This is a genomic window from Dehalogenimonas sp. NIT-SK1, assembly GCF_055384165.1.
Window position 1 is genome coordinate 41,664 of sequence record NZ_AP042352.1, and the last position, 26,530, is coordinate 68,193.

At 52.7% G+C, this 26,530-nt stretch carries 34 protein-coding genes; 12 read left to right on the top strand and 22 right to left on the bottom strand.

All coding sequences use genetic code 11. The features are described from left to right. Window positions 1-209 precede the first annotated feature (209 nt). The 5 genes from trmD (at window position 210) to radC (ending at window position 4,215) form a co-directional block, all read left to right on the top strand. Window positions 210-947: a tRNA (guanosine(37)-N1)-methyltransferase TrmD gene (gene trmD, locus ACZ48S_RS00210; protein WP_464214602.1), complete on the top strand. Its 738-nt coding sequence runs from the start codon at window positions 210-212 to the stop codon at window positions 945-947. A gap of 274 nt (window positions 948-1,221) precedes the next feature. Then, window positions 1,222-1,740, top strand: coding sequence for a diaminobutyrate acetyltransferase (gene ectA / locus ACZ48S_RS00215; RefSeq protein WP_464212899.1), 519 nt, complete (start codon window positions 1,222-1,224; stop codon window positions 1,738-1,740). A gap of 2 nt (window positions 1,741-1,742) precedes the next feature. Then, window positions 1,743-3,029, top strand: coding sequence for a diaminobutyrate--2-oxoglutarate transaminase (gene ectB / locus ACZ48S_RS00220; protein WP_464212901.1), 1,287 nt, complete (start codon window positions 1,743-1,745; stop codon window positions 3,027-3,029). After that, window positions 3,016-3,408, top strand: a complete 393-nt coding sequence (locus ACZ48S_RS00225) for an ectoine synthase (RefSeq protein ID WP_464212903.1) — start codon at window positions 3,016-3,018, stop codon at window positions 3,406-3,408. Before ectB ends, ACZ48S_RS00225 begins: the two co-directional genes overlap by 14 nt. Window positions 3,409-3,471: 63 nt before the next feature. Next, the gene (radC, locus tag ACZ48S_RS00230; RefSeq protein WP_464212905.1) at window positions 3,472-4,215 is read left to right on the top strand and encodes a RadC family protein; all 744 of its coding nucleotides are present in this window, start codon (window positions 3,472-3,474) and stop codon (window positions 4,213-4,215) included. Between the two features lie 37 nt (window positions 4,216-4,252). On the opposite strand, the gene ACZ48S_RS00235 is transcribed toward radC, so the two are convergent. From ACZ48S_RS00235 to ACZ48S_RS00285, 11 genes are all read right to left on the bottom strand, one after another. Further along, window positions 4,253-4,771: a methylated-DNA--[protein]-cysteine S-methyltransferase gene (locus ACZ48S_RS00235; RefSeq protein ID WP_464212907.1), complete on the bottom strand. Its 519-nt coding sequence runs from the start codon at window positions 4,769-4,771 to the stop codon at window positions 4,253-4,255. A gap of 2 nt (window positions 4,772-4,773) precedes the next feature. Continuing rightward, window positions 4,774-5,034, bottom strand: a complete 261-nt coding sequence (locus ACZ48S_RS00240) for a hypothetical protein (protein WP_464212909.1) — start codon at window positions 5,032-5,034, stop codon at window positions 4,774-4,776. A 1-nt stretch (window position 5,035) separates the two neighbouring features. Next, the gene (locus ACZ48S_RS00245; protein ID WP_464212911.1) at window positions 5,036-5,212 is read right to left on the bottom strand and encodes a hypothetical protein; all 177 of its coding nucleotides are present in this window, start codon (window positions 5,210-5,212) and stop codon (window positions 5,036-5,038) included. Window positions 5,213-5,219: 7 nt separating this feature from the next. After that, entirely contained in the window at window positions 5,220-5,711 is a 492-nt protein-coding gene (locus ACZ48S_RS00250) for a hypothetical protein (protein ID WP_464212913.1), read from the bottom strand. 17 nt (window positions 5,712-5,728) lie between these two features. Continuing rightward, entirely contained in the window at window positions 5,729-6,265 is a 537-nt protein-coding gene (locus ACZ48S_RS00255; RefSeq protein ID WP_464212915.1) for a ribosome hibernation promotion factor, read from the bottom strand. Between the two features lie 21 nt (window positions 6,266-6,286). Then, a complete protein-coding gene (locus ACZ48S_RS00260; protein ID WP_464212917.1) occupies window positions 6,287-6,979 on the bottom strand; it encodes a ComF family protein in 693 nt (230 codons plus the stop codon). A 20-nt stretch (window positions 6,980-6,999) separates the two neighbouring features. After that, window positions 7,000-7,221 carry a hypothetical protein gene (locus ACZ48S_RS00265; protein ID WP_464212919.1) on the bottom strand — a complete coding sequence of 74 codons (222 nt, stop codon included), beginning with the start codon at window positions 7,219-7,221 and terminating at the stop codon, window positions 7,000-7,002. Window positions 7,222-7,368: 147 nt separating this feature from the next. After that, entirely contained in the window at window positions 7,369-7,671 is a 303-nt protein-coding gene (locus ACZ48S_RS00270; RefSeq protein WP_464212921.1) for a DUF3303 domain-containing protein, read from the bottom strand. A 105-nt stretch (window positions 7,672-7,776) separates the two neighbouring features. Then, on the bottom strand, window positions 7,777-8,199 hold the full coding sequence (locus ACZ48S_RS00275) for a hypothetical protein (protein ID WP_464212923.1): 423 nt from the start codon (window positions 8,197-8,199) through the stop codon (window positions 7,777-7,779). Window positions 8,200-8,214: 15 nt separating this feature from the next. After that, window positions 8,215-10,269: a heavy metal translocating P-type ATPase gene (locus ACZ48S_RS00280; protein ID WP_464212925.1), complete on the bottom strand. Its 2,055-nt coding sequence runs from the start codon at window positions 10,267-10,269 to the stop codon at window positions 8,215-8,217. 367 nt (window positions 10,270-10,636) lie between these two features. Then, window positions 10,637-10,855 (bottom strand): FmdB family zinc ribbon protein, encoded by a 219-nt coding sequence (locus ACZ48S_RS00285; protein WP_464212927.1) that lies wholly within the window; start codon window positions 10,853-10,855, stop codon window positions 10,637-10,639. A gap of 161 nt (window positions 10,856-11,016) precedes the next feature. On the opposite strand from ACZ48S_RS00285, the gene ACZ48S_RS00290 reads away from it, so the two are divergent. From ACZ48S_RS00290 to queD, 5 genes are read left to right on the top strand one after another with little or no spacing between them, the layout of a single operon-like run. After that, window positions 11,017-11,901, top strand: a complete 885-nt coding sequence (locus ACZ48S_RS00290) for a branched-chain amino acid ABC transporter permease (RefSeq protein ID WP_464212929.1) — start codon at window positions 11,017-11,019, stop codon at window positions 11,899-11,901. Continuing rightward, complete coding sequence (locus ACZ48S_RS00295) at window positions 11,902-12,834, top strand: branched-chain amino acid ABC transporter permease (protein ID WP_464212931.1); 933 nt, start codon at window positions 11,902-11,904, stop codon at window positions 12,832-12,834. Then, entirely contained in the window at window positions 12,810-13,598 is a 789-nt protein-coding gene (locus ACZ48S_RS00300) for an ABC transporter ATP-binding protein (protein WP_464212933.1), read from the top strand. The genes ACZ48S_RS00295 and ACZ48S_RS00300 overlap by 25 nt, the downstream gene beginning before the upstream one ends. Further along, a complete protein-coding gene (locus ACZ48S_RS00305) occupies window positions 13,591-14,310 on the top strand; it encodes an ABC transporter ATP-binding protein (RefSeq protein WP_464212935.1) in 720 nt (239 codons plus the stop codon). The genes ACZ48S_RS00300 and ACZ48S_RS00305 overlap by 8 nt, the downstream gene beginning before the upstream one ends. Window positions 14,311-14,355: 45 nt before the next feature. Further along, window positions 14,356-14,721: a 6-carboxytetrahydropterin synthase QueD gene (gene queD / locus ACZ48S_RS00310; RefSeq protein WP_464212937.1), complete on the top strand. Its 366-nt coding sequence runs from the start codon at window positions 14,356-14,358 to the stop codon at window positions 14,719-14,721. Between the two features lie 10 nt (window positions 14,722-14,731). On the opposite strand, the gene ACZ48S_RS00315 is transcribed toward queD, so the two are convergent. The 9 genes from ACZ48S_RS00315 to ACZ48S_RS00355 form a co-directional block, all read right to left on the bottom strand. Continuing rightward, window positions 14,732-15,421 carry a glycerol-3-phosphate acyltransferase gene (locus tag ACZ48S_RS00315; RefSeq protein ID WP_464212939.1) on the bottom strand — a complete coding sequence of 230 codons (690 nt, stop codon included), beginning with the start codon at window positions 15,419-15,421 and terminating at the stop codon, window positions 14,732-14,734. A 22-nt stretch (window positions 15,422-15,443) separates the two neighbouring features. After that, window positions 15,444-16,274, bottom strand: coding sequence for a PHP domain-containing protein (locus ACZ48S_RS00320; RefSeq protein WP_464212941.1), 831 nt, complete (start codon window positions 16,272-16,274; stop codon window positions 15,444-15,446). Continuing rightward, window positions 16,271-17,047, bottom strand: coding sequence for a TIGR00282 family metallophosphoesterase (locus ACZ48S_RS00325; RefSeq protein ID WP_464212943.1), 777 nt, complete (start codon window positions 17,045-17,047; stop codon window positions 16,271-16,273). Before ACZ48S_RS00325 ends, ACZ48S_RS00320 begins: the two co-directional genes overlap by 4 nt. Window positions 17,048-17,181: 134 nt before the next feature. After that, window positions 17,182-18,366 (bottom strand): ABC transporter substrate-binding protein, encoded by a 1,185-nt coding sequence (locus ACZ48S_RS00330; protein ID WP_464212945.1) that lies wholly within the window; start codon window positions 18,364-18,366, stop codon window positions 17,182-17,184. Between the two features lie 157 nt (window positions 18,367-18,523). After that, window positions 18,524-20,104: a helicase HerA domain-containing protein gene (locus ACZ48S_RS00335; protein ID WP_464212947.1), complete on the bottom strand. Its 1,581-nt coding sequence runs from the start codon at window positions 20,102-20,104 to the stop codon at window positions 18,524-18,526. Continuing rightward, entirely contained in the window at window positions 20,101-20,703 is a 603-nt protein-coding gene (locus ACZ48S_RS00340; protein WP_464212949.1) for a hypothetical protein, read from the bottom strand. Before ACZ48S_RS00340 ends, ACZ48S_RS00335 begins: the two co-directional genes overlap by 4 nt. Continuing rightward, window positions 20,685-21,038: a hypothetical protein gene (locus ACZ48S_RS00345; RefSeq protein ID WP_464212951.1), complete on the bottom strand. Its 354-nt coding sequence runs from the start codon at window positions 21,036-21,038 to the stop codon at window positions 20,685-20,687. The genes ACZ48S_RS00340 and ACZ48S_RS00345 overlap by 19 nt, the downstream gene beginning before the upstream one ends. A 24-nt stretch (window positions 21,039-21,062) precedes the next feature. Further along, window positions 21,063-22,268 (bottom strand): DNA double-strand break repair nuclease NurA, encoded by a 1,206-nt coding sequence (locus tag ACZ48S_RS00350; protein ID WP_464212953.1) that lies wholly within the window; start codon window positions 22,266-22,268, stop codon window positions 21,063-21,065. A gap of 63 nt (window positions 22,269-22,331) precedes the next feature. After that, window positions 22,332-23,000: an MBL fold metallo-hydrolase gene (locus ACZ48S_RS00355; protein ID WP_464212955.1), complete on the bottom strand. Its 669-nt coding sequence runs from the start codon at window positions 22,998-23,000 to the stop codon at window positions 22,332-22,334. A 49-nt stretch (window positions 23,001-23,049) separates the two neighbouring features. Here ACZ48S_RS00355 and ACZ48S_RS00360 point away from each other — a divergent pair, with 49 nt between their 5' ends. Then, window positions 23,050-23,541, top strand: coding sequence for a YajQ family cyclic di-GMP-binding protein (locus ACZ48S_RS00360; protein WP_464212957.1), 492 nt, complete (start codon window positions 23,050-23,052; stop codon window positions 23,539-23,541). A 56-nt stretch (window positions 23,542-23,597) separates the two neighbouring features. Continuing rightward, window positions 23,598-24,212 (top strand): LysE family transporter, encoded by a 615-nt coding sequence (locus ACZ48S_RS00365; protein ID WP_464212959.1) that lies wholly within the window; start codon window positions 23,598-23,600, stop codon window positions 24,210-24,212. A 79-nt stretch (window positions 24,213-24,291) separates the two neighbouring features. On the opposite strand, the gene ACZ48S_RS00370 is transcribed toward ACZ48S_RS00365, so the two are convergent. Further along, window positions 24,292-25,524: an ABC transporter permease gene (locus ACZ48S_RS00370; protein ID WP_464212961.1), complete on the bottom strand. Its 1,233-nt coding sequence runs from the start codon at window positions 25,522-25,524 to the stop codon at window positions 24,292-24,294. Beyond that, a complete protein-coding gene (locus tag ACZ48S_RS00375; protein ID WP_464212963.1) occupies window positions 25,521-26,414 on the bottom strand; it encodes an ABC transporter ATP-binding protein in 894 nt (297 codons plus the stop codon). Before ACZ48S_RS00375 ends, ACZ48S_RS00370 begins: the two co-directional genes overlap by 4 nt. Window positions 26,415-26,530 lie beyond the last annotated feature (116 nt).

The following is a 26,530-nucleotide window of genomic DNA, read 5'->3' on the forward strand; positions in this document are numbered from 1 at the left end:
TCGGCTTGGTCAAGATAATACAGGTTATTTCAGGGGCGCTTAGCTAAAGAATTTTTACCCGGGGAGTAGTGGCTGTTCACCGTGTTTTTCTAATATCTTTCAGAAACGCCTAATATCGCCTTTTTCCAGTGGTTTCGTGCCTGACTACCGCCGGCTTGGAATCATTATGGTAAAATCTAATGTCACCAATAAGTGAAATGGAAACTATTATGCGCATTGATATTTTAACGCTGTTCCCGGAAATGTTCGCCGGTCCGTTTAATGCCAGTATATTGAAACGAGCCGTGGACCGGGGCATAATCGACATCCGTCTGCATAATATCCGAGATTATACCCATGACCGCCATCACATAGTTGATGACGCCCCTTACGGGGGCGGCGCCGGCATGGTGCTTAAGCCGGAGCCGATTTGTGAAGCGGTGGAGGCCGTAAAAGCTGAAGCAGATGTCCAGACGAAGGTAATTCTGCTGTCTCCTGGAGGGCGCCTGTTCAACCAGGAGATAGCAGCCGAACTGGCAGATAAGTCGCGGCTTATTTTAATAGCCGGTCATTACGAGGGTATTGACGAGCGGGTGAGAATGGTGATCGACGACCAAATCAGTATCGGTGATTATGTCCTTTCCGGCGGCGAAATACCGGCAATGGCAGTTACTGACGCGGTGCTGCGGCTGGTACCCGGTGTCCTGGGTTCCAGTCAGTCCGCTGTTGATGAATCCCACAGCTGCGGACTATTGGAATATCCACATTACACCAGGCCGCCTGAATTCCGGGGCTTGAAGGTACCTCCGGTACTGCTTTCCGGCAATCACGCGGAAATTGAACGCTGGCGGCGACAGGAATCGCTGAAGCTTACCGTGAGGCAGCGCCCGGAGTTACTGGATAAGGTCGAATTATCAGATGCTGAGCGGGAGATGCTCCTCGAATATCAGTTGCAGTCCGACCATTGATAACGTTTTTCAACGGGAAGGGAACCATAATAATGGACATTTTTTCCAGGTAAGCTTGAAATGAAATGCCTGATAGGTTAAGATGAATAAAGCTTCATTGATTTCCCGGCGATTTTGCCGATTCAATTGATTTCGAAAATGAAATATCTGATTGTGGTCCGCTTTTTCCCCTGACTCTGTAAAACGATGATGGCTTTCAGCCGCCGGTATTCCGGCAGGTTGTATAATATCTCTGGAGAGTCGGTACCCGAATTACTCTTAGTGTAGATTTTTTATGAACAATATCAATTATCGTCATCCTGAAACAGGAGACGGTCCCCTTATTCACCAGCTGGTCAAAGATTGCGCGCCGCTGGATTTGAATTCAGTTTATTTGTATCTTCTGCTGGCCAGCCATTTCCGTGGCACCTGCCTGGTGGCGGAAACTGACGGAAAGCGGCGGATGGCTGGTTTTGTATCCGCTTATTATCGCCCCGATGAGCCGGACACGCTTTTTGTCTGGCAAATAGCCGTACATCCTGATTTTCGCGGCAGGGGAATTGCCCGCGGACTGCTGCGGGAGCTACTGGCCGCTCTTTATCAAAAAGATCCTCCGGTCTACCTGGAGCTTTCGGTCAATCCTTCCAATAAGGCATCCCGGACACTGTTTGAATCACTAGCCAAAAACCTGGAGACAGGGATCTCTGAGCGGGAGCTGTTTCCGGAAAGGTTGCTGGGAGAAGGTCATGAAGCGGAGATATTGCTTCGCATCGGCCCTTTGCCGGCCAGTCCCAATAATTCAAGTAAGGAGTAAATATGAGAATTTTTGAACAACTCGAATCACAGGTCAGGAGTTATATCCGTTCCTTCCCGGCTATATTTGCCACGGCGGAAGGAGCCAAGCTCTTTGATGACCACGGTAATGAGTACATTGATTTTTTTGCCGGGGCCGGCACTTTGAATTACGGTCACAACAACCCCAAGGTAAGTGAAGCGCTGATCGAATATATCAAGGGCAACGGTGTTATTCACGGTCTTGACCTGGCCACCACCGCCAAGCGTGATTTTCTGGAAACCTTTTATTCCACCATATTGCAGCCTCGTCACATGGAATACAAGATCCAGTTCACCGGTCCTACCGGTACCAATGCTGTGGAAACCAGCCTGAAACTGGCCCGCATGGTCAAGCGCCGCAGCAACATCATTTCCTTCACCAACGGCTTTCACGGGCTGACCATGGGGTCGGTGGCGGTTACCGGAAACGCCTTCTACCGTGATGAATCATTCATTAACCGTACCAACGTATCTTTTATGCCCTTTGACGGTTACCTGGGGCCGGATGTTAATACCGCTGAATACCTGCGTAAATTCCTGGATGACTACAGTTCCGGTGTTGATCTGCCGGCGGCTATCATTCTGGAAACCGTCCAGGCTGAAGGCGGCGTCAATGTGGCTTCCGACGAGTGGCTGAGAGAGGTCGAGCAGATCTGTCGTTCTTATGATATTCTGCTCATTGTAGATGATATTCAGGTAGGCAACGGGCGAACAGGCACTTTTTTCAGCTTTGAGAGTTCCGGCATCAGCCCGGACATAATTACTCTTTCCAAGTCTATCGGCGGTGGTCTGCCGCTGGCCATGATGCTGGTACGCCCTGAACTGGACCAGTGGCGGCCTGGCGAACATACCGGCACTTTCAGGGGCAACAATCTGGCTTTTGTAGCGGCAACCCAGCTTTTCAGTTACTGGCAGGGCAATGACATGACCGATGCCGTCGCTTATCGGGAGAATATAGTCCGGGAAAGGTTGACCGAGATTGCCGCCAAGTATCCGCAGCTTGAGGCTACCGTCAGGGGTAAAGGTTTGATCAATGGCTTGCGCATCCCGATTCAAAATTTCTGCTCCGAAGTTTCTAAAGAAGCTTTCGAAAAAGGTTTGATAATTGAGCTGGCCGGGGCTAATGATGACGTGCTTAAACTGCTGCCGCCGCTGATTATTGAAGAAGAGGTGCTGCGGGCTGGCCTGGACATTATTGATGAGGCTATCGGCGCAGTACTGGAAAAGAAAGAAAGTCTGGTTACGGGGAACGGCCATGATTATTCGTAGGATAGAAGACTGTATCGGCAATGAACGGGAGGTAAAGGCGCCCAATGGCAACTGGGTCAGCCGCCGCCTGCTGTTGAAGGACGATGGTATGGGTTTCTCTTTCCATGAAACAATCATAAGAGCCGGTACTGAGACTCCTATATGGTATAAAAACCACCTGGAGTCGGTATACTGTATTGCCGGTAACGGCAGTATTGAAGATTTGGCGACCGGAGAAATTCATCAGTTGGAAGCCGGGGTGCTGTATGCCCTGGATAAGCATGACCGGCACATCCTGCGCGGCGGCACTAAAGACATGAAGATGATGTGCGTCTTCAATCCACCGCTCCGAGGAGACGAAGTGCATAATGAAGAAGGCGCCTACGAGCTTCATGAGTAAATAGCGGACCGGTGTCCGGGTGGTTAAAGCCGGGCAAAACTGCTAAAGTAACCCCGATTTACTATGCCTGATAAGCCTGAAATAATAAATAACGCCGCCGAAGGACATCGGCGGCGTTTGCGTGAGCGCTTTCTCAAAAGCGGCCTTGAAGGTTTCCATGATTATGAAGTGGTGGAGCTCCTGCTGACACTGGGCACGCCGCGGCGTGACTGCAAACCGGCAGCTAAGGCGGCTCTCAGACATTTCAAAACGCTGCGGGGAGTGCTGGAAGCTTCCGCCGAGGACCTGCAGCAGGTTGAAGGCATCGGTCCGGTTAACTCTCTTGCCATACGGCTGGTAGCCGAAACCGCTCGGGAACTGCTGAAAGAGCGTGCCCGTCAGCAGCCGTTCCCGGAAAACTGCGTTACCCCGCAACAAGTTTATGACTATCTCTATTCTTCTATGTCCGGTCTGAAAAAAGAAGTGTTCAAAGTGCTGTATTTGAACAGTCAAAACAGTATCATGGAAATTGCCGAGATGTCCCGAGGTACGGTAAACGCTTCGGTGGTTTGGGTCCGGGAAGTGGTGGAAAAAGCCCTTCAGCTTGGGGCGGCGGCTATGATATTTGTACATAATCACCCTTCGGGTGTTCCGTCACCCAGTCAACAGGATCGAAACATTACCCGTGATTTGGTATTTGCCGCTTCGACCATGAATATTCGGGCATTGGATCATATTATTATTGGTGATAACCGCTACCATAGTTTGGCTTCGGAAGGATTGATGGAAAAATACGCCGCGGAATATCGGACCCTTCGCGGCAGATAGCTAATCCCGGTGGTGGTTGTGTCGGGGGTTTTTGACGTTAGGGAGCCGCGGAATTCTGTTCCATCTGCAGTAGCCGTTTCTTGGAATTCAGCCCGCCGGAGAATCCGGTTAGTGACCCGTCACTTCCGACGATCCGGTGGCAGGGTATTATTACTGGCAGCGGGTTGGCTCCGAGAGCCCGGCCGACGGCACGCGCTCCGCCCGGTTTATTGATGGTACGGGCCAGTTCACCATAGCTGACTGTTTGACCGTAGGGAATACGGCAGGCGGCTTCATATACCTGCCGTTGAAAGTCAGTAGTTCCTGACAGGTCGAAAGGCTCCTGGAAAACTACCGGTTCACCGGAAAAGAAGCGTTTCAAGCGGCCACCCAGGCCTCCCCCGGCTCCCGGGGTAAGGTCATTTTCAGTAATGCCCATTTGCGCGAGCATGGCGCCGCGGTTATCTGCCGGAAGCGTCAGCTTCCTTACGCCCTGTTCTGATACTTCAATACCGACCCAGCCGGCCGCTGTTTCAATGATGTCATATTTCGCTGACCGCTTTTCATCTTTGGTCATGATTATGAGTTCTCCCTGTCTTCCCGTCGACGCTGCATGGCCGAAGCGATAAATATAAGCGCTACACCGATGATGATACTGAATACAATTTTAAATAATTCGGGGATATCCATACTGAGGAAAAAAGCCACGGTATATACCGCTGTTATTACCGCCAGCCCGTAAGTAATATGATGGGCCTTGACCGATTGTCCGCGGAAGCCTCTGACTGCCAGCCAAATAATAAGCCCGAAGGATAGTATTACCGCAGAAACCGTAAGCATTTTAGTATCCTATCTCCTCAAAATATCGGGTCAGGGAGGTAAACATGGCTACCGCAAGGATCAAGGCCAGCAGTTTGCCCGGATCTGACAGGAACCGGATGTATTCAGCAGCCAGGAAGGCCACCCCGGCCAGTGACAGCAATATCCCGAAACCGTAAAGAACATAAATAAATCTCATAGTATTTTCACGCTACCGCAGCAGCCGGTACCGGCAGGCGGCTGACATTGAATATGATACGGCGTTCGGTATCTCCATGTTGAATAACCAGTGTGTATTCCAGCAGGTTATCGTCCTGAACCGGAGCCAGGGAGGAAGTATCGACAGTGAAGTCGAATTCCTGCTTTCCGAATGAGGTGACGGAAAAATCCTCATTGGTGATGGCCGATAACGGCTGCTGATTTCTTTCAAGTGTAATGGTCAGATTTCCCTGGTAAGCCGAAAACCGGCGGTTGTCTATTATGTAGGTGCCGTTAATAGTCTCGCCACCGCCGACGCTGTAATAAACCTGGCTGGCGCCTCGCTGCCAGTAATCGGCTTCAAAAACCTGTTCATACTCGCCGCTTCGGAGCTTCAGGGTGTCATACAATCCCATATAGCCGTCAGCCACCAGAACAGTTATTATGCCCAGGAAAAACAGCAGGGCAAGATATAAGAATCTGTTTTTGGACTTCAGCATATATGTCAGGCGCCTCCTCAGGCTGCTTCATTCACCACCAGGGTAAAGCTGTTATCATTCCTGCGGCGCAGGAGATTAACCTCTCCACGTTCGTTTCGGAACAGCAGAATATCATCTTTGGAGTCACTCAATGCGGCGACCGCTTCATCAACCGACATTGGTTTGGTAGCGTAGTGTTCAACTTCTATCCGGGGGCGGTTGCCCTCACCGGTACCACTCAGCGCCGGTTCGGCAAAACGTTGGCTTTCCCGGTTGAATTCGGCTCCCTTGGTCTTAAAATCGTGTGCTCGTCGGTCAAGCACCTCTACCAGCTGGTCTATAACATTGGGCAGGCTGGAAGCCCGGCTTTCCGCATTGATGGTAGGGCCGAGAACATCAATAACCGCCCTGGCGACAAAGCGGTCCTTTGCCGCTTTGGTTGCCTGTTCGGTTAATTCCAAACGGAGTTCCCGCGCCTGCGGCAGGTGACGTCCTATTTTGGTAAACTTGCGTTCAATTTGTTTCCTGGTATTTTCGGATAGAGTTAGGTTCCTGGCGGTGATGATGAGTTCCATAGTTTCCTCCTTGAACCTGTTTTATATTTCCCGGGCCAGGGTCAGTGCCCTGACCTGAGCTGCTCCGGCTTCAGCAAGCGCTACGGCGCAGGCACTCAGAGTGGAGCCGGACGTGGCCACATCATCAATAAGCAGAATGTTCCGGCCTTCCAGCTTCTTATTATAACACTTGAAGGAGCCAATAACAGCCGCTCGGCGTTCTTCGACTGACTGACTTTCAGCCTGAGGTTGCGTTGACTTGATTTTCCTGAGGCTGTCAAAAAATACCGGCATACCGGTCAGTCGGTGGAGGGTAAGGGCCAGCAGTTCTGACTGATTATAACCCCGGTCGCGCTGGCGGGATTTATGCAGCGGCACCGGTACCAGGGCATCAGCCGGCAGATCATTAATCTTCAGATAGTCGGCCATAAAGCCCCCCATGGGAGCGCCAATATCCCGCAGGTTATTGTATTTTAATTGATGGACAGCCTTTTTGATGATTCCTTCGAAACGGAATACGGAGTGTAAAGACACAAGTTCAGGAGCCAGGATATCACAGCTATGATGGTGGTCCATGCTTTTGCCGCATTTTCGGCAAAAGGGCGGATGCTGGAACGGCAGGTCCGGACGACAGCGCTGGCAGAAGTAAGCGCCTTCCCTGCCGCAGCCAAGGCAGTAGCGTGGAAATAAGAAATTCAGGAACCTGTCATGGCCCCTTAAAAGATGCCCGAACATGAAAAAGACTTGAATCCGGTTCAGTAGCTGGAATTGCGCTGGCGCATGTTATTGGCACCGGCCCCGATGGGTTCATTGATATAGACGTCCCCGTTGCGGATCTTCAGGTTGTAACCGCATTCGGGATTGGTGCACACCCAAGCTTTGTAATGAATTGCCGCGCCCTGATTGCCGAAGTCTGACAGTGGAACCAGGTCTCCGCTTTTACACACCTGACATTTGGGGAATCTGGATTCGTCCACAGAAACAACCTCCCAACCGAATTTAACTATACGTTATCTTAAGCTGAGAGTATAGCTTATGTCCTGCTTCTAAGCAAGGATTGGCTGCGTGTTGCGGAATAAAAAACCCTTCAAAGAGAAGGGTTTTTTATCTGTATCTGAGCGGTTTTAAAGGATTTTGTTGATAGAATTGATGGTAAGGTCAGCGTTGCGGCTGAAGTCCAGCAAGGGGCGTATATCCAGGTTGCTGAAAGGACCCAGAGGGAAAGTCAGCAGGAATTCCATGAGGTCGTCATGGTCTTTGGCTTCAACAACAAACATTCCGCCGCCGTCCGCAAAACTATAGGCTCCCTCGATTTTTCCCTCGGCTTTGCTTTTAGCGACCCAGTCCTTAGCGGCTTCTAGGAATTTAACCTGGTCTTCATGGGATTCTGCCGGAGTTACCTGTTCGCCGGAAACCAGATACTTCATAAATATTCCTCCTTCTATTGGTATCTTTTTTGCCCTGAGATAGCATGGCGGAAAAAACTCCACCTTCTATAATTTACCATCAATTTAATCAAAGTCCAAAGAATGTCAGCCAAGTCGAGTGATTTTCAAGTTCAGCCGGTAGTCGGATAGCAGGAGGGGCTCTTCAGATTCGGGATAGGGAGTTATACTGAATTCAAAATAAAACTGGTGATATGTTTGAAAAGCAGCCGGTTCAGACCCGGACTGTGTCAGTGTCAGCTGTTCTCCCTCTCCGTCAACACTTATGGTTAACAGGCTTTGGACTTGTCCCTGCCAGATGCAGATCGTATCTCCGGGACATCGGCTGTCGTTCAGGATTTTTTCAAATTTGACTCTTAGACCTTCGGGTTCAATTACAGCCGTTTGGCCAGGGTTCAGGGTGAATCTTTCTCCCAACCGGTATTCATTGATATTCCCATTCTGGCAACCGGTGAACATCATAAGACTGAGTAAAAACAATGAAAGTCCTGATAATATTTTAGTTTTCATGGGTCCCCCTCCGTTTTATAACCGCAGCAGCCGGGCATTCACAGCCACAATAATGGTAGATAATGACATTAGCGCCGCTCCCACAGCAGGGCTGAGCATGACGCCCCAGGCGCTGAATAAACCGGCCGCTGCGGGTATAGCCAGTGCGTTGTAGCCGGTAGCCCATCCGAGGTTCTGGCGTATTTTGCGGGAAGTCAGCCGGGACAAGTCAAAAATGGACATTACATCAGATGGATTACTGCGTACCAGGATGACATCTGCTGTTGCCCGGGCAATGTCGGCACCGGTGCCCACGGCGATACCCAGGTCTGCCTGTGCCAGTGCCGGGGCATCGTTCACCCCGTCACCGGTCATGGCGACTGACAGCCCCCGCGCCTGAAGGTTTTTAATTCTGGAAGATTTATCCTCAGGCAACACTCCGGCAAAATACTCATCAAGCTTTAGTTCAGAGGCTACCCAGGCGGCGACTTCTTCACGGTCGCCGGTCATCATTATGACCTTTTTGCCGAGCTTTTTTAACCCGGCGACCGTTTCTGAAGATTCCGGCCGGATAATGTCCGCAAGAGCAACGGCGCCGGAAACCCGACGGTCGATTATGGTAAAGACTAGGGTCTTGCCCTGCTTTAGAAGTTTGGTTATCTCTTGGCTGTCGTAATCCAGTCCGAGTTCGGCAACGTAGTCCGGGCTGGCCACAATCACTTCATGCTCCCGGACGCGACCCCGCGCGCCGCGGCCGGAAAGTGATTTGAAATCGGTGACTTCGTATGGTTCTTTTGCTTGGGCTGTTGCAACAATACCCTGGGCTATGGGGTGGGCTGAATGGGATTCCACCGCGGCTGTGTAATTCAGCAATTCCTCGCGGCTCAATTTTTCATCCAGGACAACGCTATCGGTGACGCCGAATTTCCCCTGGGTCAGGGTACCTGTCTTGTCGAAAACCACCGCGTCAATGCGGTGGGCGCTTTCAAAGGAAATGCGGTTGCGTATCAAAAGGCCGTTACGCGCCGCCAGACCGGTTGATGCGGCAATAACCAGCGGGACCGCCAGGCCAAGCGCATGGGGACAGGCGATAACCATGACCGTAACCATGCGTTCTATGGCAAAGACAGCCGGCTGGCTGCTTAATAACAGCCAGCCGGCCAGCGTTGTTAGTCCGGCAAACAGCGCTATTAAGGTCAGCCAGCGGGCAGCCCGGTCCGCGGTGTCCTGGGCACGGCTTTTTGAGGCCTGAGCCTCTCCCACCAGTCGAGCCATCTGGGCCAGGTATGACTCTTCACCGGTACGGCTCACGGTGACGGTCAGTGAACCATCCCCATTAGTTGAGCCTCCAAAGACTTGATCGCCCTGTCCTTTGCTGACCGGCATTGATTCACCGGTCAGCATGGATTCATCGGCGGTGCTTTCTCCGGAGTCTACTTTCCCGTCCGCCGGGATTTTTTCACCGGGTTTGATCAGAACCCGGTCATTATTTACCAGGCTTTTGATTGGGATTTCTTCGGTTTTACCTTCCGGCCTTAGTCGGTGCGCAACCGCCGGCAGCAGTTTTGCCAGTTCTTCCAGTGCCCGGGACGCGCTCATGATGGAGCGCATTTCCAGCCAGTGCCCCAGCAGCATGATATCTACCAGTGTAGCCAGTTCCCAGTAAAACACTTCTCCTTCAAGCCCGAAGGTAACGGCGCTGGAATAGAAAAAAGCCACTGAAATGGCCATGGCTATCAGTGTCATCATTCCGGGATTGTGCTGTGACAACTCCCGTTTCAGACCAGTCAGGAATGGCCGGCCGCCGTAAACATATATGAATACCGATAATACCCAGAGAACATAAGCATCACCGGTGAAGGTTAACTCCAAACCCAGAAAGTCCTGGATAAGCGGAGAAAGGGCCAGTACCGGGATGGTAACAATGAGTGATATCCAGAACCTGCGGGCAAAATCAGCGGTATGATGGCCGGCGTGGCGGTTTCCCTCGGAGCCGTTATCTTGCCCGTGTTCGGTATGCCGGTTGTTGCCGGGCTTTATTCCGTTCTCTCTGTGGTTGCTGTGGTGGCTCTCCCGGTGTTCATCGGCCATTATTGCCTCCTGAGACAGGGACAGGCTGAGAGTATTTTAACCCGAAAAGGAAAGAATTGGTAATTTATACTCTGGGTCAGATTACTGGCGCTTACGGTGCGGGCTGTTGAAGACTAACTCACTAAGTTTTCGGTGAAGGTTTTTGGCTCCGACACCGGACAGGATAAGTCACCACTGACCAGGGGCCATAATGCATTGGATAGGTAAGAACCTCTGGGATCAATTTTTACCCTGTTTCATTGGAAGTTAAACAGGCGCAACTTACCCTTTACGTTGGCACAACAGCGCATACCACACTACGAATGAACAGCAGCAAGTTAAATAAACCGTTGCCGCACAGCCGGCGGGTAACCGTCATCCGGCAATTCTAACCGCAGCTAGAGCATGATGAGGAAGAGCAGCTGGAGCATCCGCCCCCGCCGCCGAGATTTTGGCCGCCGGAGCCCTTAGCCATAAAGGTCGAGGCAATGCGCCTTGCCTGACCTTTGCATACGGGGCACTCGGTCGGTTCCGTCGATTGACTCATCGGCCGCAGCAGGTCAAATTTCTTGCGGCAATCCATACAGCGATACTCATAAATAGGCATATCAGTTTATCTCCTGTATAATATTTTATAATCAAAAGTCCGGGGCGTCAACAGGCCAGGGCAGCGGATTGACCGCTTGTTAAGTTGATTATCATTTACTGATTTGCTACTGCCGGACTCTTTTGGTATATTAACGCGACTTTTTTACGAAGTGACTGAGATTGAACTGGGAACAAATTTTATTAAATTCAGCGGTTACCGGTAGCCTTTACCTTATTGCGGCGGTAGGGCTGACACTTTTATATGGGCTTGTTCGTTTCCCCAATTTCGCTCACGCGGAATTCATGGCCGTGGGCGGCTTTCTGGGTTATTTTATCGCCGAACAGTTGGGGTGGCCACTGCCGGTAGCCTATCCGGTGGCTTTCCTGGGAGCCGGCATCGTTGGTTTTTTAAGCTACCGAGGTGTTTTTAAACCTCTGGCCGACAAGGCCGGGACCACAATCATTCACTTGATGGTGGCTTCCATGGCTCTTGGTTTCATCCTGCGGCACACTTCCGGTGAAATCTGGGGTTTTTCTTCCCGCACTTTTGGTATTGCATGGCCTATCTATGAAATCGGATCCCTTCGCATCAGCCTTCACTGGATAATCATTATCGTTACCGCTGTTGTTGTCGGTCTTGGGATGCATTATATGCTGACTCGTACCAAGATCGGCAAAGCCATCCGCGCGACCGCGTCTAATCCCAAGCTGGCAATGGCTGCCGGTATCAATACCGTTCGCGTGCTGATGATCACCTGGTTCGTGTCCGCCGGTCTGGCCGGTATTGCTGGGTTATTCAGGGCTGTGGAAACGCGCATTACGCCATACGTTGGCTGGGACATAATCCTGCCCACTTTTGCCGTGGTGGTACTCGGCGGCATAGGCAGTTTCTATGGCGCCATGATCGCTGCCTTCGCCATTGGACTAATAGAGAATATCGGCGTTGTGGTGCTGTCTGAAATCGGTTTGTCCACCCAATACCGCATGGCTATACCGTTTATAATATTAATTATAGTATTGATTTTCCGGCCGCAGGGGCTGGCCAAAGCGTTCAAGGGTAATTAAATGGATGCTATTCTTGTATATACGTTGAATGCCTTAACCTACATCGGCATTTTTGCCATTGTAGCCAAGTCGCTTAACGTGGAATACGGTTATACCGGGCTGGCCAACTTCGGCAAGGTGGCCTTCTTCATGATCGGCGCCTATGGTTATGCCATCATGATAGAGGCAGGGGTTTTCTGGCCGCTTGCTCTGGTATTGGCGGCTGTTATTGCTTCCCTGTTTGGTCTGCTGATTTCCCTGCCTGCCATCCGGCTTCGTGAAGATTATCTGGCTATTACAACGCTTACCTTCGGCGAAATCCTGCGTATTTTCTTTAAGTCCGAGGACTGGCTGGCCAACGGTGTTTGGGGTATTAATATTCCCTCGGTGTTCGCCGCTGATGACTTTGCCCTTCGGATGTGGCTCAATCTGGCGTTGGTAGCCGGAGTTCTCCTGCTGTGCTACATCTTCATGCGCTACCTGTCCAACTCTCCCTTCGGCCGCATCATGCGCGCGCTGCGCGATGATGAGATAGCAGCCGACTCCATCGGCAAGAATCGTATTAAATACAAGTCTATTGTTTTCATGATAGGGTCGGCTATGGCCGGGCTGGGCGGTGCGCTCTTTGCCAATTTTCTCGGCTACATCACTCCGGATTCTTTCCTGCCCATTATCACCTTCACTATCTGGATGATGGTTATCCTGGGCGGTCCGGCGAGCAATATCGGCGTTATCATCGGTGCCGCGGCGGTTCAGATCTTCGAGCGCGGTACCATTATCCTGAAGGACTATGTTACCCTGCCGATAGACCCGACCAATCTCCAGAACATCCTCTTCGGTCTGGCTATCATCCTGATACTGATGTACCGCCCCGGTGGCCTGTTCAAGGAGAGCAAGATTAATACTCTGGGAACCAGGAGGGCTATACGATGGCTGAATCCCTCCTCAAAGTAGAAAACCTGGTTAAGAATTACGGCGGCCTGTGCGCTGTCGGCGGGGTTGACCTGGAAGTAGGCCGGGGCAAGTTCATCGGCCTGGTCGGCCCTAACGGCTGCGGCAAGACGACCCTGCTGTCCTCTATATACGGCCTTCGGCCATCCAGCAGCGGGCGGATAACTTTTGCCGGCCGTGACATTGAGAGAATGATGCCTCACCAGATCTATGACCTGGGAATGGCTAACGCTTTTCAATTCCCCCGGTTGTTTCCCAGTATGAGCGTACTGGACAACATGATTATTGCCGCCCGCAATCAACCCGGTGATCGGGTTTTTAACAGCCTGTTCCGCCGGGGCAGCTGGCACCGGGATGAAGAAAGACTTTCTATCCGCGCCATGGAACTCCTGGAACTGCTCAATATCAGTCACCTGACTTTTGCAAAGGCCGGGGAAATGTCCGGTGGACAGCAGAAGCTGTTGGAAATCGGGCGGGCGCTCATGTCGGAACCGGAGCTTTTGTTATTGGATGAACCGGCTGCCGGAGTCAATCCGGTATTGGGTAAGCAGATTTTTGAGGAACTGGACAAGCTCAAGCGAGAAAAAGAGATGAGTTTTCTGGTTATTGAGCACCGGCTGGAGTTGCTGATGGCCTATGCTGACTGGGTATATGTCATGGACCGCGGCAAAATAGTGCTGCAGGGTGAACCGCAGCAGGTGGTTAATGACCCGGTGTTTTTTGAAGTATATATTGGCAGCGGACTCACGGAGGCGGCAAATGAGTGATATCCTGGTAGCCAAGAATATTGTCGCCGGCTATGGAGATGTGCATATCGTTCACGATGTTTCCGTGCGTCTGGAAAATGGCGGCAATGTAGCCATCATAGGGCCAAACGGCAGCGGTAAATCCACTCTGCTCAAGGCAATTCTGGGATTCGCCCGTTTGTTTGAAGGGCAAGTCATTTTCAACGACCAGGATATTACCGGTAAGCCCGCGGATAAAACGGTATCCATGGGACTTGGTTATGTAAGTCAGACTGACAACGTATTTGCCAATCTGAATATCCAGGAAAACCTGGAAATGGGCGCCTTTACCCGAAAAGACAAAGCCGGTGTCAAGAAAGATATTGAACGTATGTACCAGATGTTTCCGGAGCTGGAGCGGCGGCGGAAATTTTACGCCGGCAGTCTTTCCGGCGGGGAACGGCAGATGCTGGCTATAGCTCGGGCCATGATGGCCAACCCGCGGGCGCTGCTGCTGGATGAACCCCTGGCCTCGTTATCGCATAAGGCGGTTGAAACCATTATTGATAAGCTGAGGATGATTAATGAATCCGGCATGGCGCTGATGATAATCGAGCAGAATACCCGGCGTATACTGGATTTTTCCAAACGCGCCTATGTATTAGTTACCGGACGCCTGGCGCTGGAAGGTGAAGCGTCCACCATTCTGGAGAATGAAGAGGCCCGCAAGAAGTATCTCGGCCTCGGTAATTAGTTCAATCCAGAATCCAGACGCTTTAATAACGGGTGAGGTGGAGTAATGTATTATGTCAGCGTAGAAAGCCATTTTGACGCCGCCCATTTTCTCCGTGGTTACGGTGGCAAATGTGAAAAGATGCACGGCCACCGTTATAGGGTGGCCGTCAAACTGGGCACCGATCGGCTGAATGAAACCGGGCTGGCCTATGATTTCACTGATCTAAAAGCAGTATTGAAACCTTTGCTGTCCCATTATGACCATACATTGCTGAACGATATTCCGCCATTTGACGAAATCAATCCCTCGGCTGAAAATATCGCCAAGGTGATTTTTGAATCGCTCCAGCCCCAGGTTTCCGGCGCGTCCCTGGAATCGGTAACCGTGTGGGAATCCCCGGAAAGCTACGCCGAGTACCGTCCCGGCTAAACTGCCTGGTTTAACTCAGCGCTTTGCCGCCGGTGTTTTCCGGCCGCGTTATCCAGACCTGACGGTCCCGAATATCCCGGTCGAACAATAAGCGGTTCAGCAGCAGTTCCCCCGTTGGCAAGTCGGCGGACAATTCACTGCGCCGCCATACCAGGCGGCGTCCCAGGGCTAATATGGTAAGGGCGGCGAACCCTCCGGCCGCGGCGCCCGGTTCTTCAATGCTGAAAAAACCCGGAAGATAATAGGATAAAAACGGCAAGGCGACCAGCCCGATAAAAACTCCCAGCGAAAGATTTTTAAACGGAGCCAGCGAGAAAGCTATAATAGTCACGAAAAGCCCCAGGAGCGGCGAGAAGGCCAGTATTACTCCCAGCGTGGAGAGAATACCGCGCCCGCCGCGAAAACCGAGGAAAACAGGCCAGTTGTGTCCGGCCACGGCAGCCATGCCTACTAAAAACTGCGGCAGTATATCAAGTCCGGCCCAGCGTGCCAGCCAGACCGCCAGCAGACCTTTGCTGACATCAAACAGGGCAACGGGCAGTGTCCAGCGTTTAGAGGTTACCTGCAGTACGTTGGAAGATCCGACATTGCCGGATCCGTATTTGCGCAGATCAACCCCGCGGACAATCCGGGCAATGATGTATGCCAGCGGGATGCTGCCTATCAGGTAAGCTGTTACTACCAGGAAAAACAGGACCATCAGTTAAAACCCTCGTGTGAATTTATTTTTTTAGTCTAGCCAACAGGTTCTTTACCGCTTCCAGCGGTACCGGCTGCCCACCGGTCATTGTTTCGGTGGTCGGGTCCAGGCCGTGATAGTCGGTGCCGCCGGTAGCTGCCAACCCGTTTTTGTCTGCCAGTTGCTTAAGGTAACGGATTTCATGGTCATTGTAAGTGGCGTAATAGACTTCAATGCCGCTTAATCCCGCGGGGACCAGGCTTTTAATCAGTTCTTCGGCACCCGGCAGCGTCAGCGGATGGGCCATCACCGCCAGACCTCCGGCGGAGCGGATCAGCGCTACCGCCTCAACGGGGCTCAGCTTGATGCGCTCGGCGTAGCCTGGCCCGTTGCGGCTGATGTATTTATCAAAAGCCTCAGCGAAACAGGATATATAGCCCTTTTCCAGCATCGCCTGGGCAATGTGAGGCCGCCCGATAACGGCGTCACCGGCAATTTCCTTGACCCTGGCCCAATCCAGAGGCATGCCCAGTTGCGCCAGTTTTTCGATGATGGCCAGCCCACGTTCTTCCCGGGAAGCCCGCATGGTATCCAGTTTTTGTTTAAAGTTTTCGTCCCGCCAATCTATAAAATAGCCCAGTATATGGACGTCGCCTCCGGTAATATCGGTGGAAATCTCAACCCCGGGGATAACCGTCAGTCCCGGGTGTTTTTCCGCCTCCGCCAGCGCTTCGGCGATGCCTTCTACGGTGTCATGATCTGTCAGGGCAATGTACTCAAGTCCACGTGAGGCTGCCAGTCGCACTACTTCAGACGGGGGCAGAACGCCATCAGAGGCGGTTGAATGCAGGTGCAGGTCAACTTTACTGGTCATGCCAGGGCCGCCGTTTCCCGGTCAATCCGTTCAATAGCAATTGCCCGTCCGTCTTTGTTGGTGGTGATAAGTACGGCATTAAAGGTGACCGTACCCCGGCCGACCGCCAGCCGGTTGGGCAGACCGGTGAGGAAGCGTTTAAGCACGTCGTCTTTACTGTCGCCGATAATAGAGTCCCACGGTCCTACCATGCCGATGTCGGAAACACAGGCGGTGCCGTTGGGCAGCACCCGGGCGTCAACGGTACCGACATGAGTGTGCGTACCGACTACCCCGCTGACCCGTCCGTCCAGGTACCAGCCCATTGCCTGCTTTTCCGAAGTTGCTTCAGCGTGGAAATCCACTATGATGTGTCCGGGCGGTTTTTCCATTTCAGCCAGCAGCCGGTCCATCGCTCGGAAAGGGCAGTCAATCAGATTATTCATAAAGGTCCGGCCCATCAGGCTGACTACCATTACTCCCTTGACTGAAGTAAATGCCTTGCCGGGTACATCAGGGGGGTAGTTCAGGGGGCGGACTACCGGGTCATCCCCATCCAGCATGGGCATGATTTCCGATTGAGCCCAGATATGATTGCCTGAAGTAATAGCATCAACGCCGCAGGAAAAAAGTTCTTCAGCGACATCAGGAGTAAGCCCGATACCACCGGCTGCGTTTTCGCCGTTGGCAATGACCGCGTCAATATCCAGGCCCAGTTTCAAGGCCGGCAGGATTTCCTTGACGCCGCGCCGGCCGGGTTTGCCGATTATATCGCCGATGCAAAGTATTTTCATGGATTTCCAATCTATGGTTTATTGATTGTCTTATTATGCCACTCATTGGGCATTCGTTCAATTAAATACTGTAAATGATACAAAAAAGAGGGAGCCTATAAGGCTCCCTCTTTCAATTGCGGTGGTCCTAAGAACTAGGGTTCAAGGATGCGAACTTGTTCGTACTTGAAGCCGTCTCCGTCCTCGACGACTTTCCAAACTTCAAAAAAGGCACTCTGTCGATCGCCGTATTGGTCTAGCGTGATTGTACCGGAAACACCGGCATAGTCCTTGGCTACATTCAACACCTCGGCGGCAATTTCAGAGGCACTGTCAGCGCCGACATTTTTCATTGCTTCCAAAACCAGGTTGGTAGCGTCATATACAGTGTCGGCATAGGTGCCTGGGGCGTTATTAAACCGAGCTTCATACTGCTGTGCGAATGTCTCAGCAAGATCTAACCCTTCAGGTGCTACCGGGTTGGTGCCGATGACGTTATCTTTCATAAAAGCGGCGGCAGCTGCATCTTCCAGGGTGCGGTCAGCTTTGACTCCCTCAGAAGTTATCCACTGGGCGGTGTCCAGGCCGACCTGTGCGGCTTGCTTGAAGACTATCTGGGCGTCATCCTGATAGCCGGCATGGACGACCACATCAGGATTCTGTGCTTTGATCTGCTGGAGCTCTGTCTGGTAGTCGAGCTTGGCCGGGTCGTACTTGATATAGGAAACGACGTTATCGGCACCTACCAGATCTTGAACTTCGTCACCGATACCAGTGCCGTACTGGTTGTCCTGTACGATTATGGCAATATTCTGGTAGTTATTTTCCTCGATAATCTGGGCCATCGCCTTACCTTGAATGGCGTCTGTAGTTGCGGTCCGGAAAACGAACTGTCTCCATGACTGCTGGGCGATATCCGGGGACGTAGCGGAAGGGGAGATAATAAAGACACCGTTATCGGCAGCCCACTGGCCGGCGGCCATGACTGCACCGGAAATCATAGGTCCGATTATGACCTTTACACCATTGACTGTGGCTAATTTTTTAACAGCTTCAAAACCGGCGGTGGGGTCGGTTTTGCCGTCTTCAACAATCAGTTCGACTTCGGCGCCGTTGATGCCGCCGGCGTCGTTGATCTGCTCGACAGCCAGGATGATGCCGTCGCGGATGGGCCCACCGATGCCTGAGAGTGCACCGGTAAGATCCATAACAGCCCCAATTTTAATGGGATCGGGATCGGTAGTCGTGGTTGGGTCGGTGTCGCCGTTATCATCGCTGCAGGCGGCGAAGGTGAACACCATGACCAGGGACATGAGAAGTACTAATACCTTTTTGAGCATGCCTAACCTCCTATTTAAGTTGTGAATGGTTGATAATACACTGGCATTAAAGCTAGTGTCAAGATGAACGCCGGCAGGTTTGAGCTGATCCATCTTTAAGGGCTGGTTTTAATACCCAGTCGATGGATATCATCAACCAGATTTTTCCGGACCATGGTCAGCTCCAGAGGTCTTCTATATCCTGTTCGCTGACTGGCGCGGTTTTTTCTCCCCAGTCACCGTAATTCTGCCCGTATTCCCGCGGTTCAAAGGCTACCGGCATGGGAACGGCATGACCGAATATAAGGGCCTGCTGCCGGGCCGACAATTTGGCCAGGACATTTTTAAGTTCGCCCTTGCCGGATACACCGGACAAAACCGCGTCAATATCTTTTTCCGAATCCAGCAGGCAGGTTATCTTGGTTCCCAGCTGGGACATGATTTCATCATCGATGCCTGAAGGCCGCTGGTCAATAATCAGCAGGGTAACGGAGTATTTGCGCATCTCACGGGCGATGGTGCCGAAGATGGTCTGGTCGGCCACGCCGGGATTAAGGAATTTGTGGGCCTCTTCAATAGTAATAACCAGCGGCCTGGGGTATCCGGAATCAGCGGCGATGGCTTTTTCGGTTCGGTCACGGTAACGGGCATATATGCGCCGGGTCAGCATGTTGGCTACCAAAATGTAAGCGGTGATGTCGGTGTAGCGGCCGAATTCCAGTACCACGTGCTTGCCGGCTTCCAGGTAAGCAAGAATCCGCTCAACCACGTCGCCGGGGGCGTTGGCGGCGATGAACGGCAGCCGCTGAATGGTATTCAGCCCCCGTTTCAGGTTCTGGAAAGTACTTTCATGTATGGACAGTTCCGACAGCGTTTCCGTATCTTCCATGCGCGTTGTTTCCAGGAACCAGTTTTTGCCGAAATGGCGGCGCAGCTGGTAAACGGCTTCCACCGCGGCATCAGTGAGGTTAAGTGTTTGCCGCAGGAGCGAAAGGTCTTCCGGCTCTACTTCTTCAAATCCGATTTTGACTACGTAGTCGGTGGAGACGCCGCGGCGGCGGGAGTTCTCCTCATCCAGCGTAAATACAGCTACTTTGGAAGGGAAAAGCTGCTTCAGCGCCTTGACCTGGCGCTTTTTTTCCGAGGTCCCAGCCCAGCCATATTCCGAATGCATATCAAATACCAGGTTTACCGCCGCGCTTTTTTGCAGCAGCCCTATCAGCAGCATCCGGGTCAGGAAGGTTTTCCCGGTGCCGCTCTTGCCGAAAATGCCGTTGGAGCGCTTGGCCATCTCCGGCAGGTTAAGGCACAGCTTCACCTCCATGTCCAGCGGATTGCCGATCCAGAAACGCTCCTTGTCTTCTTTGCCGAAAACCAGTTCAATGTCTGCCGACGAAGCTTCCTTCACGGTGGAGAAATGGCTGGGAATGGTCTTTACCGGCTGCGGCCCTTCCAGGGCTGTTTCGGTACCGCCGATAGTCAGGTATGGGGCGACGTGCAGCGAGCCGTAGGCTGAAGTACCGGATAGCACCTCGGAGAGAAAATCATCGCCCGAAGGGGGTGACACCGTCAGGTTGAGGTCGGTGACGCCGAGGGATACGTCGGTGATCATGCCGAAAAAACGGCGTTTGTTTCCTTCGATGGTAACATAGCGGCCGACGGCCATGTCTTCAATGGAAGACGACCCATCAAGCTTAACTTCAATGCCCTTGTTCAGGGAACCGGCGGTAACAATTCCCAGCTTGTTCTCAATGGTCATACGGCAAGCCTTTCCAGGATAGTTTTCAATCGGTTATAGTCCGCGGACAATAATTGGGCCAGTGCCTTGCCCGATGAAGTCAGGAACAGCCGTCGTTCATCGCCCTCATAAGCGTAACTCAGACGGCGGATGGCTGCCGCGGTCATTTCTTCGGCGGATACTTCACCGCGGGCGGCCAGCAGCAGCGGGATATAACCGGGGTTGCGGCTGAAGTTCCTGATTTCGTCGTTGCTGCAGTTATACACAAACCCATGCAGCCGGGCCGGACGGGGCGGCAGATGATGGCGAACAGCGCCGTTTTCGGCGTAACCGACGATAAGCGCCTCTACCTCGCAGCGGATCAGTTTTTCCAGGTGCGGATTGGCCTTGAATATAGCGTCTTCCGTGGCCTCGTCCCGGCCGCGGGCTATGGGTTTGCGTCCCGAATCAAAGGAAGCAGTGGTAACGTGACTGACAACGGCAAACAGCATTACCCCATCGACGGATGTTTTTACCAGTGAACCCAAGGCAGGCGGCGCGTCCAGGTCATAGCACTGGGCGGTAAAGCCGGTGCTTGCGGTTTCAATAACTTCGGCGATTTTTAATTCTTCGGCGGGCAATTTTGCCTCCCTGGATTTTTTTCAGCTGCCTGGGGCAGTTTAGCCTGTCTGCTCCTGGAGTTCAAAAACGGGTTGTTTTCCATCAGTTCAGCCGGGTAGAACAGCGTCTTAATCCCGGCACGGGAGTGTACATAGCGGTCTTGCGGTGGGTTTGACTGGTCTTCCAGTATCTTTTTAATGGTCCACTGCACCCTTCCGCCCTGGATGGGCTGCAGTTTCTTTTTAATGATGAGTTCCCGGAGATAGTCATTGAAGTCGGCATAACTTACATAGCCGTGTTTAGCCGATGCCTGCCGGGCGACGGCCAGGACCCTGTTTTTATCCAGTTCATACATTCGACACCTCCCTGGGGGCTGTTTTCACAGCCACCGCGCCTGTTTGCTGAAACTTTTGGCGGAGATAGCGGATGTAATCCCCTGTTCAGCAAGATAAGAATCAACCAGTTCAAAGAAGACTTCCCGGTCGGCGCCGGTAACTACCGCCAGTTCATGCGCCTCGGCCAGGGCAACCGGGTAACCGCCGCCTTTTTTGACCTGTTCAAGGGTGAGCGAATGGATCAGCTTGACTTTCTGGCTATCGGCAGCCAGCCAGGACGGCAGCTCGATGCGGGCTATCTCATCTTCCAGACGGAGATAGAAAAAGCAGATATGGTGGGGTCCGTAATACTGCCCGATGACTTTCGATGTGCTTTCGAAAATGCCTGACCTTTCTCCGGCGGCCAGGTGGCCGGCGAATAACTCGGCGTCGGCGATGCCGGAAACGGCGTCACAGGGGCGCCCTCCCGGAGCCAGGGCGGCGCAATGCCGGTCGCAGTTGGCTGGTTCGTAAGGGCACAACAGCAGCCGCAGGGTATTGACCACCTCTTCTCCTCCGGGGCGGGAAATATAAGAAGCCATGGCCAGCGGCTGCTTTTCACACAGGTTTTTGAATTCATCCAGGCATTTGATGTAGCCGTTGTCCAGCAGCTCCCGAAGCACATAAGCATCGTAGTTCTGAGTGGTCAGGCTCCACCGGATAAGGCTGCCGTCGGACAGGGCTAAGGCCGGACGCCCGGACGGCAGCGCCGCGGATAAATCGGCCAGTGCGCGAAATTCTTCAACGTCTCTTTTAATGCCAAGCAAAGCTCCCTGCAGCGGCGTTTCCCGGCTGCTCTGGGGGTCACGGATAAATAAATCCCGGTCTTCGGACAGCAGAACCGGGTAACTGTCCAAATCGGCACCGCTGTCAGCGCCATAGTCCAGCCGGACGGTTCCGATATTGATCAGGCGGCAGGGAGTAGGACGATGCCGGTCGAAATCGATGTGAGATCCGTCGGAGGCGGTAACGCTGCTGGTTTCGGGCGGTGCTGTCGCCGGCATTTTGCAGTTTATATCTTCAGTCGGGTCGGCCAGCAGGAAGCTGGTTTTGCTGCGGCGTACTTTTTCGCGAAGGTTGTCAAGTTTGACTTCACCGTCCAGCGCGGCCTGGGCGGCGGCCAGGTGCTGGCGCTGCACGGCGGCATTAGCCTTCATTTTTTCAGCCATCAGGCTGACCTGTCCGGCTACTTTGGTAATATCCAGTGACACGAGTACCTCCGCTTCACCGTTAAGTATAGTTTATGGTGACCGCCGGCTCAAGGATGGAAAAAGTCAGGCGCGGGCACCGGATATGAGTTCCCCGAGTTTTGCCGAAGCCGAGCCCATTACCGGCGGACCGTGACCGCCGCAAAGGGTTTCGAATTCAAAGCCGGCTATACGGCGCATTGAAGCTAAAGCCGTTTCCAAATCGACGACGGTGGGTCGGGAAGGAGTCAGTATTTTGCCTCCGGCGTGAGTGCGCACGGTGTCTCCGGCAAACAGTAGTTTGCCGGACTGCCATAGACAAATACTGCCGGGGGTATGTCCAGGGGTGTGGATGACGTGAAAACTGCCCACATGGTCTCCGTCATCCAGGGTAATGTCCGGTTTCAACTCAGCGGTGCGGCTTAGCTTTGGTAACAGGCGTGAAACCCAGCGGAACGGGCCGGGAAGGTTGGCTTTTTCGTTCAGAAATAGCGCTTCGGCGGCGCCGACGGCGATGCGGGCCCCGCTAATTTTCCGCAGTTGTGCCGCGCTGCCGCCGTGGTCGATGTCGGCATGGGTCAGGACTATATATTTAATTTTGTTGCTGCCGCCGCATCTGGATGCGTAACCGGCAATGCGGTGGGCGTTGCCCGGCAGTCCGGTGTCAACGACCATGAAATGGCCGCAGTCTTCCACCAGCCAGCTGTTGCCGCCGACCACGCCCCGTATCCAGTGAACTCCGGGTAAAATTTCCACCGCTATTCATGTTAGAATGACCGCAGTTTCGTGTCAAAAGGGAGGAGATATGCCATCGGTAGATGTAGTCAGTGATGTTGATTTACAGGCGTTGGATAACGCGGTCAACAATGTAAAAAGAGAGACCTCTTCGCGTTATGACTTCCGCAATGTCAAAAGCGAGATAACCCTGGACCGCAAGGAAAAAACCCTCCACCTGGAAAGTGTTGATGACCTCAAGGTAAAAGCCATGACCGAGATGCTCATCGGGCAGGCGGTCAGATTCGGTCTTGATCCCAAGTGCCTGGATTTCGGCAAGATGGAGGCTACAGCCCAGGGCGGGGCGGAGATGGAAATCAAGATCAAAGAAGGCATAGCCAAGGAAACCGCCCAGAAGATGGTCAAGTTCGTTAAAAGCCTTAAGCTTAAAGTGGAACCGGCTATCCAGGGAGAGCAGCTGCGGATCACCGGCAAGAAAATTGATGACCTGCAGGAAGTCATGAGCCAGCTCAAGGAACAGGATTATGATATTCCGCTGCAGTTCGTTAATATGAAGCGATAGTACGCAAATCCATCCGTTTTCCGTTGTTTGCCAGTTCGGTGCTATAATGCCGTTCTATGTTTACGATCCTGGTTTCGGTGTTTTTTATTTCCATGTCCGGCGCACTGATGCCGGGACCTATGTTCGCAACCGTACTGGCCAAGAGCTATAAGACGCCATGGGCCGGCGCCCAGGTATCACTGGGGCATGCTGTAGTTGAAATCCCGATTATCCTGCTGATTTATTTCGGCGCCGCAGCTTTTTTTGAAAATGCTGCGGTTCATTTTCTCCTGGGAGTAGCCGGCGGCGGCATGATAATCTGGATGGGACTGGGCATGCTGCGGGCGAGTAAGGAACTGTCAACCGGTCGGAAAGATACTCCATACAACGCTTTTACTGCCGGTATTATCCTCTCAGCGGGCAATCCGTTCTTTCTGATATGGTGGGCGACTATTGGGGCGCTTTTGGTGTTTAAAATGGCTGATTATGGCTTTGGCGGGCTGTGGGCGCTGGTTTTGACGCATTGGGCCGTCGACCTAATCTGGCTTTCGATAGTATCATGGCTGGTCTACCGCACCCACCGGCTGTGGGCGCCGGCTTTTCACCAAGCGGTGTTCGTCGGCTGCGGACTGCTGCTGATGGGTTTCGGGAGTTGGTTTTTGATCTCCGGGGTACAGGCGGTTATCAGTTAATAGCTTTCAGTAGTCAGTATAATAAACCGGGAGGCCAAAAAAGCCTCCCGGTTCTTAGTTGACAAGGATTCTTAGTTGTCTACGCCTGCCGGATAAGCCGGATTATCTCTCCAAGCTTGGGAGTCTTGCCGTACATCAGCAGGAAAGTGCGGAATATCTTGGCTGACAGTAACAGCAGACCTACCACGGTGGCGGCCATCAGCGTCAGGCTGAGACCTATCTGCCAGACTGGCACGTCGGCAATGCCGATGCGAACAATGGTGGTGATGGGCGCGGTGAATGGAAAGAGGCTCAGAAAAACGCTTACCGGATGATGCGGGTTTTCAATCAGGAAAGCCATGCCCCACAGCGGGGATACCGCCAGCAGGGTGAAAATGGTGGCCATTTGCTGGCTTTCGCGGGCGTTGGAGCCGATGCTGCCGGCGGCGGCCATGATAATGGCGAACAATAAATAACCCAGGATAAAATAGCTGAGACCCAGGATGATGAAAGTGGCTGAAACTTCAATCGACCCCAGTATTTCTGAGAAGTTTTCTGAAGCCATGTCAGCCAGGAAACGGGCCGACATGAGCCAAATGGCCATTTGCAGCAGCCCGGCGGCGCCGAGCCCCAATACCTTGCCGGTGATAAGCTGGCGGCTGGAAACGCTGGACAGCAGTATCTCCATGATGCGGTTTTCCTTCTCTTCTGCCAGCCCCTGGAGCAGGTAGCCGGAAGAAGTGAAGATAGACATTACCAGTAGTATGCTGAACAGGTAAGGCAGGATGAATTGTGAGAAACCGCCCTGTGAATCAGCCGGCAGTCCGGTATCCGGGTCGATGACTACGTTGGACAGGTTGACCGGGTATATCGCCCTGTCAACAACTGAAGGGTCGGCCTCTCCGGCCAGCAGGTTCTTAACGACGAAATTCTTAATGGCGTCATGTCTGTCGCCGGGTGTATCCAGTTCGCGGGAAACGGTAAAGCGGGTTATGGAGCCGTCCTGCAGATAATCAGGTGATATGATGATGTATTCGGCGATATCGCCGTCGATCATGGCCTGTCCGGCAGTTTCCGGATCAGCAAAAGGCTCAAAGGTGAAATGCTGCTGCTCTTCGTAGCCGCTTATCAGCCCGGCGCCGTCGACATACCCGATGGTAACATTAGTAACCTGGCTGGGGTCGTCGCCGCCGTTGTCCATGCCGGAGATTAAATCACCGCCGACAATAAGGAGTAAACCCAATAGCGGGAAAGCCACGGTCATGATAATGAAACCGGTGCGCCTCACCAGGGTGCGGAATTCATGTTTGAAAATCAAAAGGGTTTTATTCATGATTGTTTCACCACCTGGACAAAGATTTCATCCAGACTGGGCGTGGACACTTCAAAGCGTTCCACCGCCACACCGGCGGCTATCAGCTGTTTCAGCAGTGCCTGCGGAGAAGTGGCTGCATCCAGTTGGAGTTCGGTAACATTACCTTTCACCTGCCGGTTGATGATGCCATCAAGTTTTTCCGGCAGCGGCTCCTGGCTTTCCACTATGGCGGCGTGGGCTCGGTACTTGCGGCGGATATCATCCAGTTTGCCGTACAGCAACCGTCGGCCTTTGTTTATCATAAACAACCGGTCGCACATCTCTTCCACTTCATTCATGCGGTGGGTGGACAGTATTACGGCTTTGCCTTCTGCGCGCAGTTCTCTGATGGTGTCCTTCAGCAGGCGGGAATTGACCGGGTCCAGTCCGGCAAAAGGCTCATCCAGGATGATCAGGTCGGGATTATGAGCCACGGTAACCACGAACTGGGTCAGTTGCCCCATGCCTTTGGAGAGTTCCTCTATCTTTTTAAACCGGTGGTCAAAAAGATCAAACTTTTTCAGCATGTTCTCTGCCCGTGTTACCGCCGCACCCGGCTCCGCTCCCTTTAGGCTGGACAGGTAGTTGATGGTGTCCATGATTTTTAGTTTACGGTATAAACCGCGTTCCTCCGGTAGGTAACCGATGCGGTTTTTGGCGTCTTCACCCAGTTGTTCACCATTAATGAGAATCTCACCGCTGTCCGGTTTTATAATGTCCATCATCATGCGTATGGTGGTCGATTTACCGGCACCGTTTGGGCCGATGAGGGCGAATATTTCGCCGCCGTCCACTTCAAACGACACATCATTAACCACCCGGACATTGCCGTAGGTCTTATTTATATTAGTCAGTTTGACCGTGGGCATGGTTTTCTCCTTTCTCGAAAATCGGCCTGATGATATAAAATTATTAACCTGAAAACACCCGCCGCCGGAAGGGTTTCCAACTGGCCCGATGGCCAGTTTTTCAGTGTAGCGGCATT

Coding starts and splice junctions, on each gene's coding strand:
- ectA (WP_464212899.1), top strand. CDS start 1,222: ATGAACAATATCAATTATCGTCATCCTGAAACAGGAGACGGTCCCCTT.
- ACZ48S_RS00375 (WP_464212963.1), bottom strand. CDS start 26,414: ATGCCCACGGTCAAACTGACTAATATAAATAAGACCTACGGCAATGTC.
- ACZ48S_RS00320 (WP_464212941.1), bottom strand. CDS start 16,274: ATGACCAGTAAAGTTGACCTGCACCTGCATTCAACCGCCTCTGATGGC.
- ACZ48S_RS00335 (WP_464212947.1), bottom strand. CDS start 20,104: ATGACCATTGAGAACAAGCTGGGAATTGTTACCGCCGGTTCCCTGAAC.
- ACZ48S_RS00280 (WP_464212925.1), bottom strand. CDS start 10,269: ATGGCCGATGAACACCGGGAGAGCCACCACAGCAACCACAGAGAGAAC.
- ACZ48S_RS00235 (WP_464212907.1), bottom strand. CDS start 4,771: ATGACCAAAGATGAAAAGCGGTCAGCGAAATATGACATCATTGAAACA.
- ACZ48S_RS00285 (WP_464212927.1), bottom strand. CDS start 10,855: ATGCCTATTTATGAGTATCGCTGTATGGATTGCCGCAAGAAATTTGAC.
- ACZ48S_RS00370 (WP_464212961.1), bottom strand. CDS start 25,524: ATGAATAAAACCCTTTTGATTTTCAAACATGAATTCCGCACCCTGGTG.
- ACZ48S_RS00250 (WP_464212913.1), bottom strand. CDS start 5,711: ATGCTGAAGTCCAAAAACAGATTCTTATATCTTGCCCTGCTGTTTTTC.
- radC (WP_464212905.1), top strand. CDS start 3,472: ATGCCTGATAAGCCTGAAATAATAAATAACGCCGCCGAAGGACATCGG.
- ACZ48S_RS00365 (WP_464212959.1), top strand. CDS start 23,598: ATGTTTACGATCCTGGTTTCGGTGTTTTTTATTTCCATGTCCGGCGCA.
- ACZ48S_RS00305 (WP_464212935.1), top strand. CDS start 13,591: ATGAGTGATATCCTGGTAGCCAAGAATATTGTCGCCGGCTATGGAGAT.
- ectB (WP_464212901.1), top strand. CDS start 1,743: ATGAGAATTTTTGAACAACTCGAATCACAGGTCAGGAGTTATATCCGT.
- ACZ48S_RS00270 (WP_464212921.1), bottom strand. CDS start 7,671: ATGAAGTATCTGGTTTCCGGCGAACAGGTAACTCCGGCAGAATCCCAT.
- ACZ48S_RS00240 (WP_464212909.1), bottom strand. CDS start 5,034: ATGCTTACGGTTTCTGCGGTAATACTATCCTTCGGGCTTATTATTTGG.
- ACZ48S_RS00275 (WP_464212923.1), bottom strand. CDS start 8,199: ATGAAAACTAAAATATTATCAGGACTTTCATTGTTTTTACTCAGTCTT.
- ACZ48S_RS00225 (WP_464212903.1), top strand. CDS start 3,016: ATGATTATTCGTAGGATAGAAGACTGTATCGGCAATGAACGGGAGGTA.
- ACZ48S_RS00360 (WP_464212957.1), top strand. CDS start 23,050: ATGCCATCGGTAGATGTAGTCAGTGATGTTGATTTACAGGCGTTGGAT.
- ACZ48S_RS00255 (WP_464212915.1), bottom strand. CDS start 6,265: ATGGAACTCATCATCACCGCCAGGAACCTAACTCTATCCGAAAATACC.
- ACZ48S_RS00295 (WP_464212931.1), top strand. CDS start 11,902: ATGGATGCTATTCTTGTATATACGTTGAATGCCTTAACCTACATCGGC.
- trmD (WP_464214602.1), top strand. CDS start 210: ATGCGCATTGATATTTTAACGCTGTTCCCGGAAATGTTCGCCGGTCCG.
- ACZ48S_RS00330 (WP_464212945.1), bottom strand. CDS start 18,366: ATGCTCAAAAAGGTATTAGTACTTCTCATGTCCCTGGTCATGGTGTTC.
- ACZ48S_RS00315 (WP_464212939.1), bottom strand. CDS start 15,421: ATGGTCCTGTTTTTCCTGGTAGTAACAGCTTACCTGATAGGCAGCATC.
- ACZ48S_RS00260 (WP_464212917.1), bottom strand. CDS start 6,979: ATGTTCGGGCATCTTTTAAGGGGCCATGACAGGTTCCTGAATTTCTTA.
- ACZ48S_RS00245 (WP_464212911.1), bottom strand. CDS start 5,212: ATGAGATTTATTTATGTTCTTTACGGTTTCGGGATATTGCTGTCACTG.
- ACZ48S_RS00300 (WP_464212933.1), top strand. CDS start 12,810: ATGGCTGAATCCCTCCTCAAAGTAGAAAACCTGGTTAAGAATTACGGC.
- queD (WP_464212937.1), top strand. CDS start 14,356: ATGTATTATGTCAGCGTAGAAAGCCATTTTGACGCCGCCCATTTTCTC.
- ACZ48S_RS00345 (WP_464212951.1), bottom strand. CDS start 21,038: ATGTATGAACTGGATAAAAACAGGGTCCTGGCCGTCGCCCGGCAGGCA.
- ACZ48S_RS00325 (WP_464212943.1), bottom strand. CDS start 17,047: ATGAAAATACTTTGCATCGGCGATATAATCGGCAAACCCGGCCGGCGC.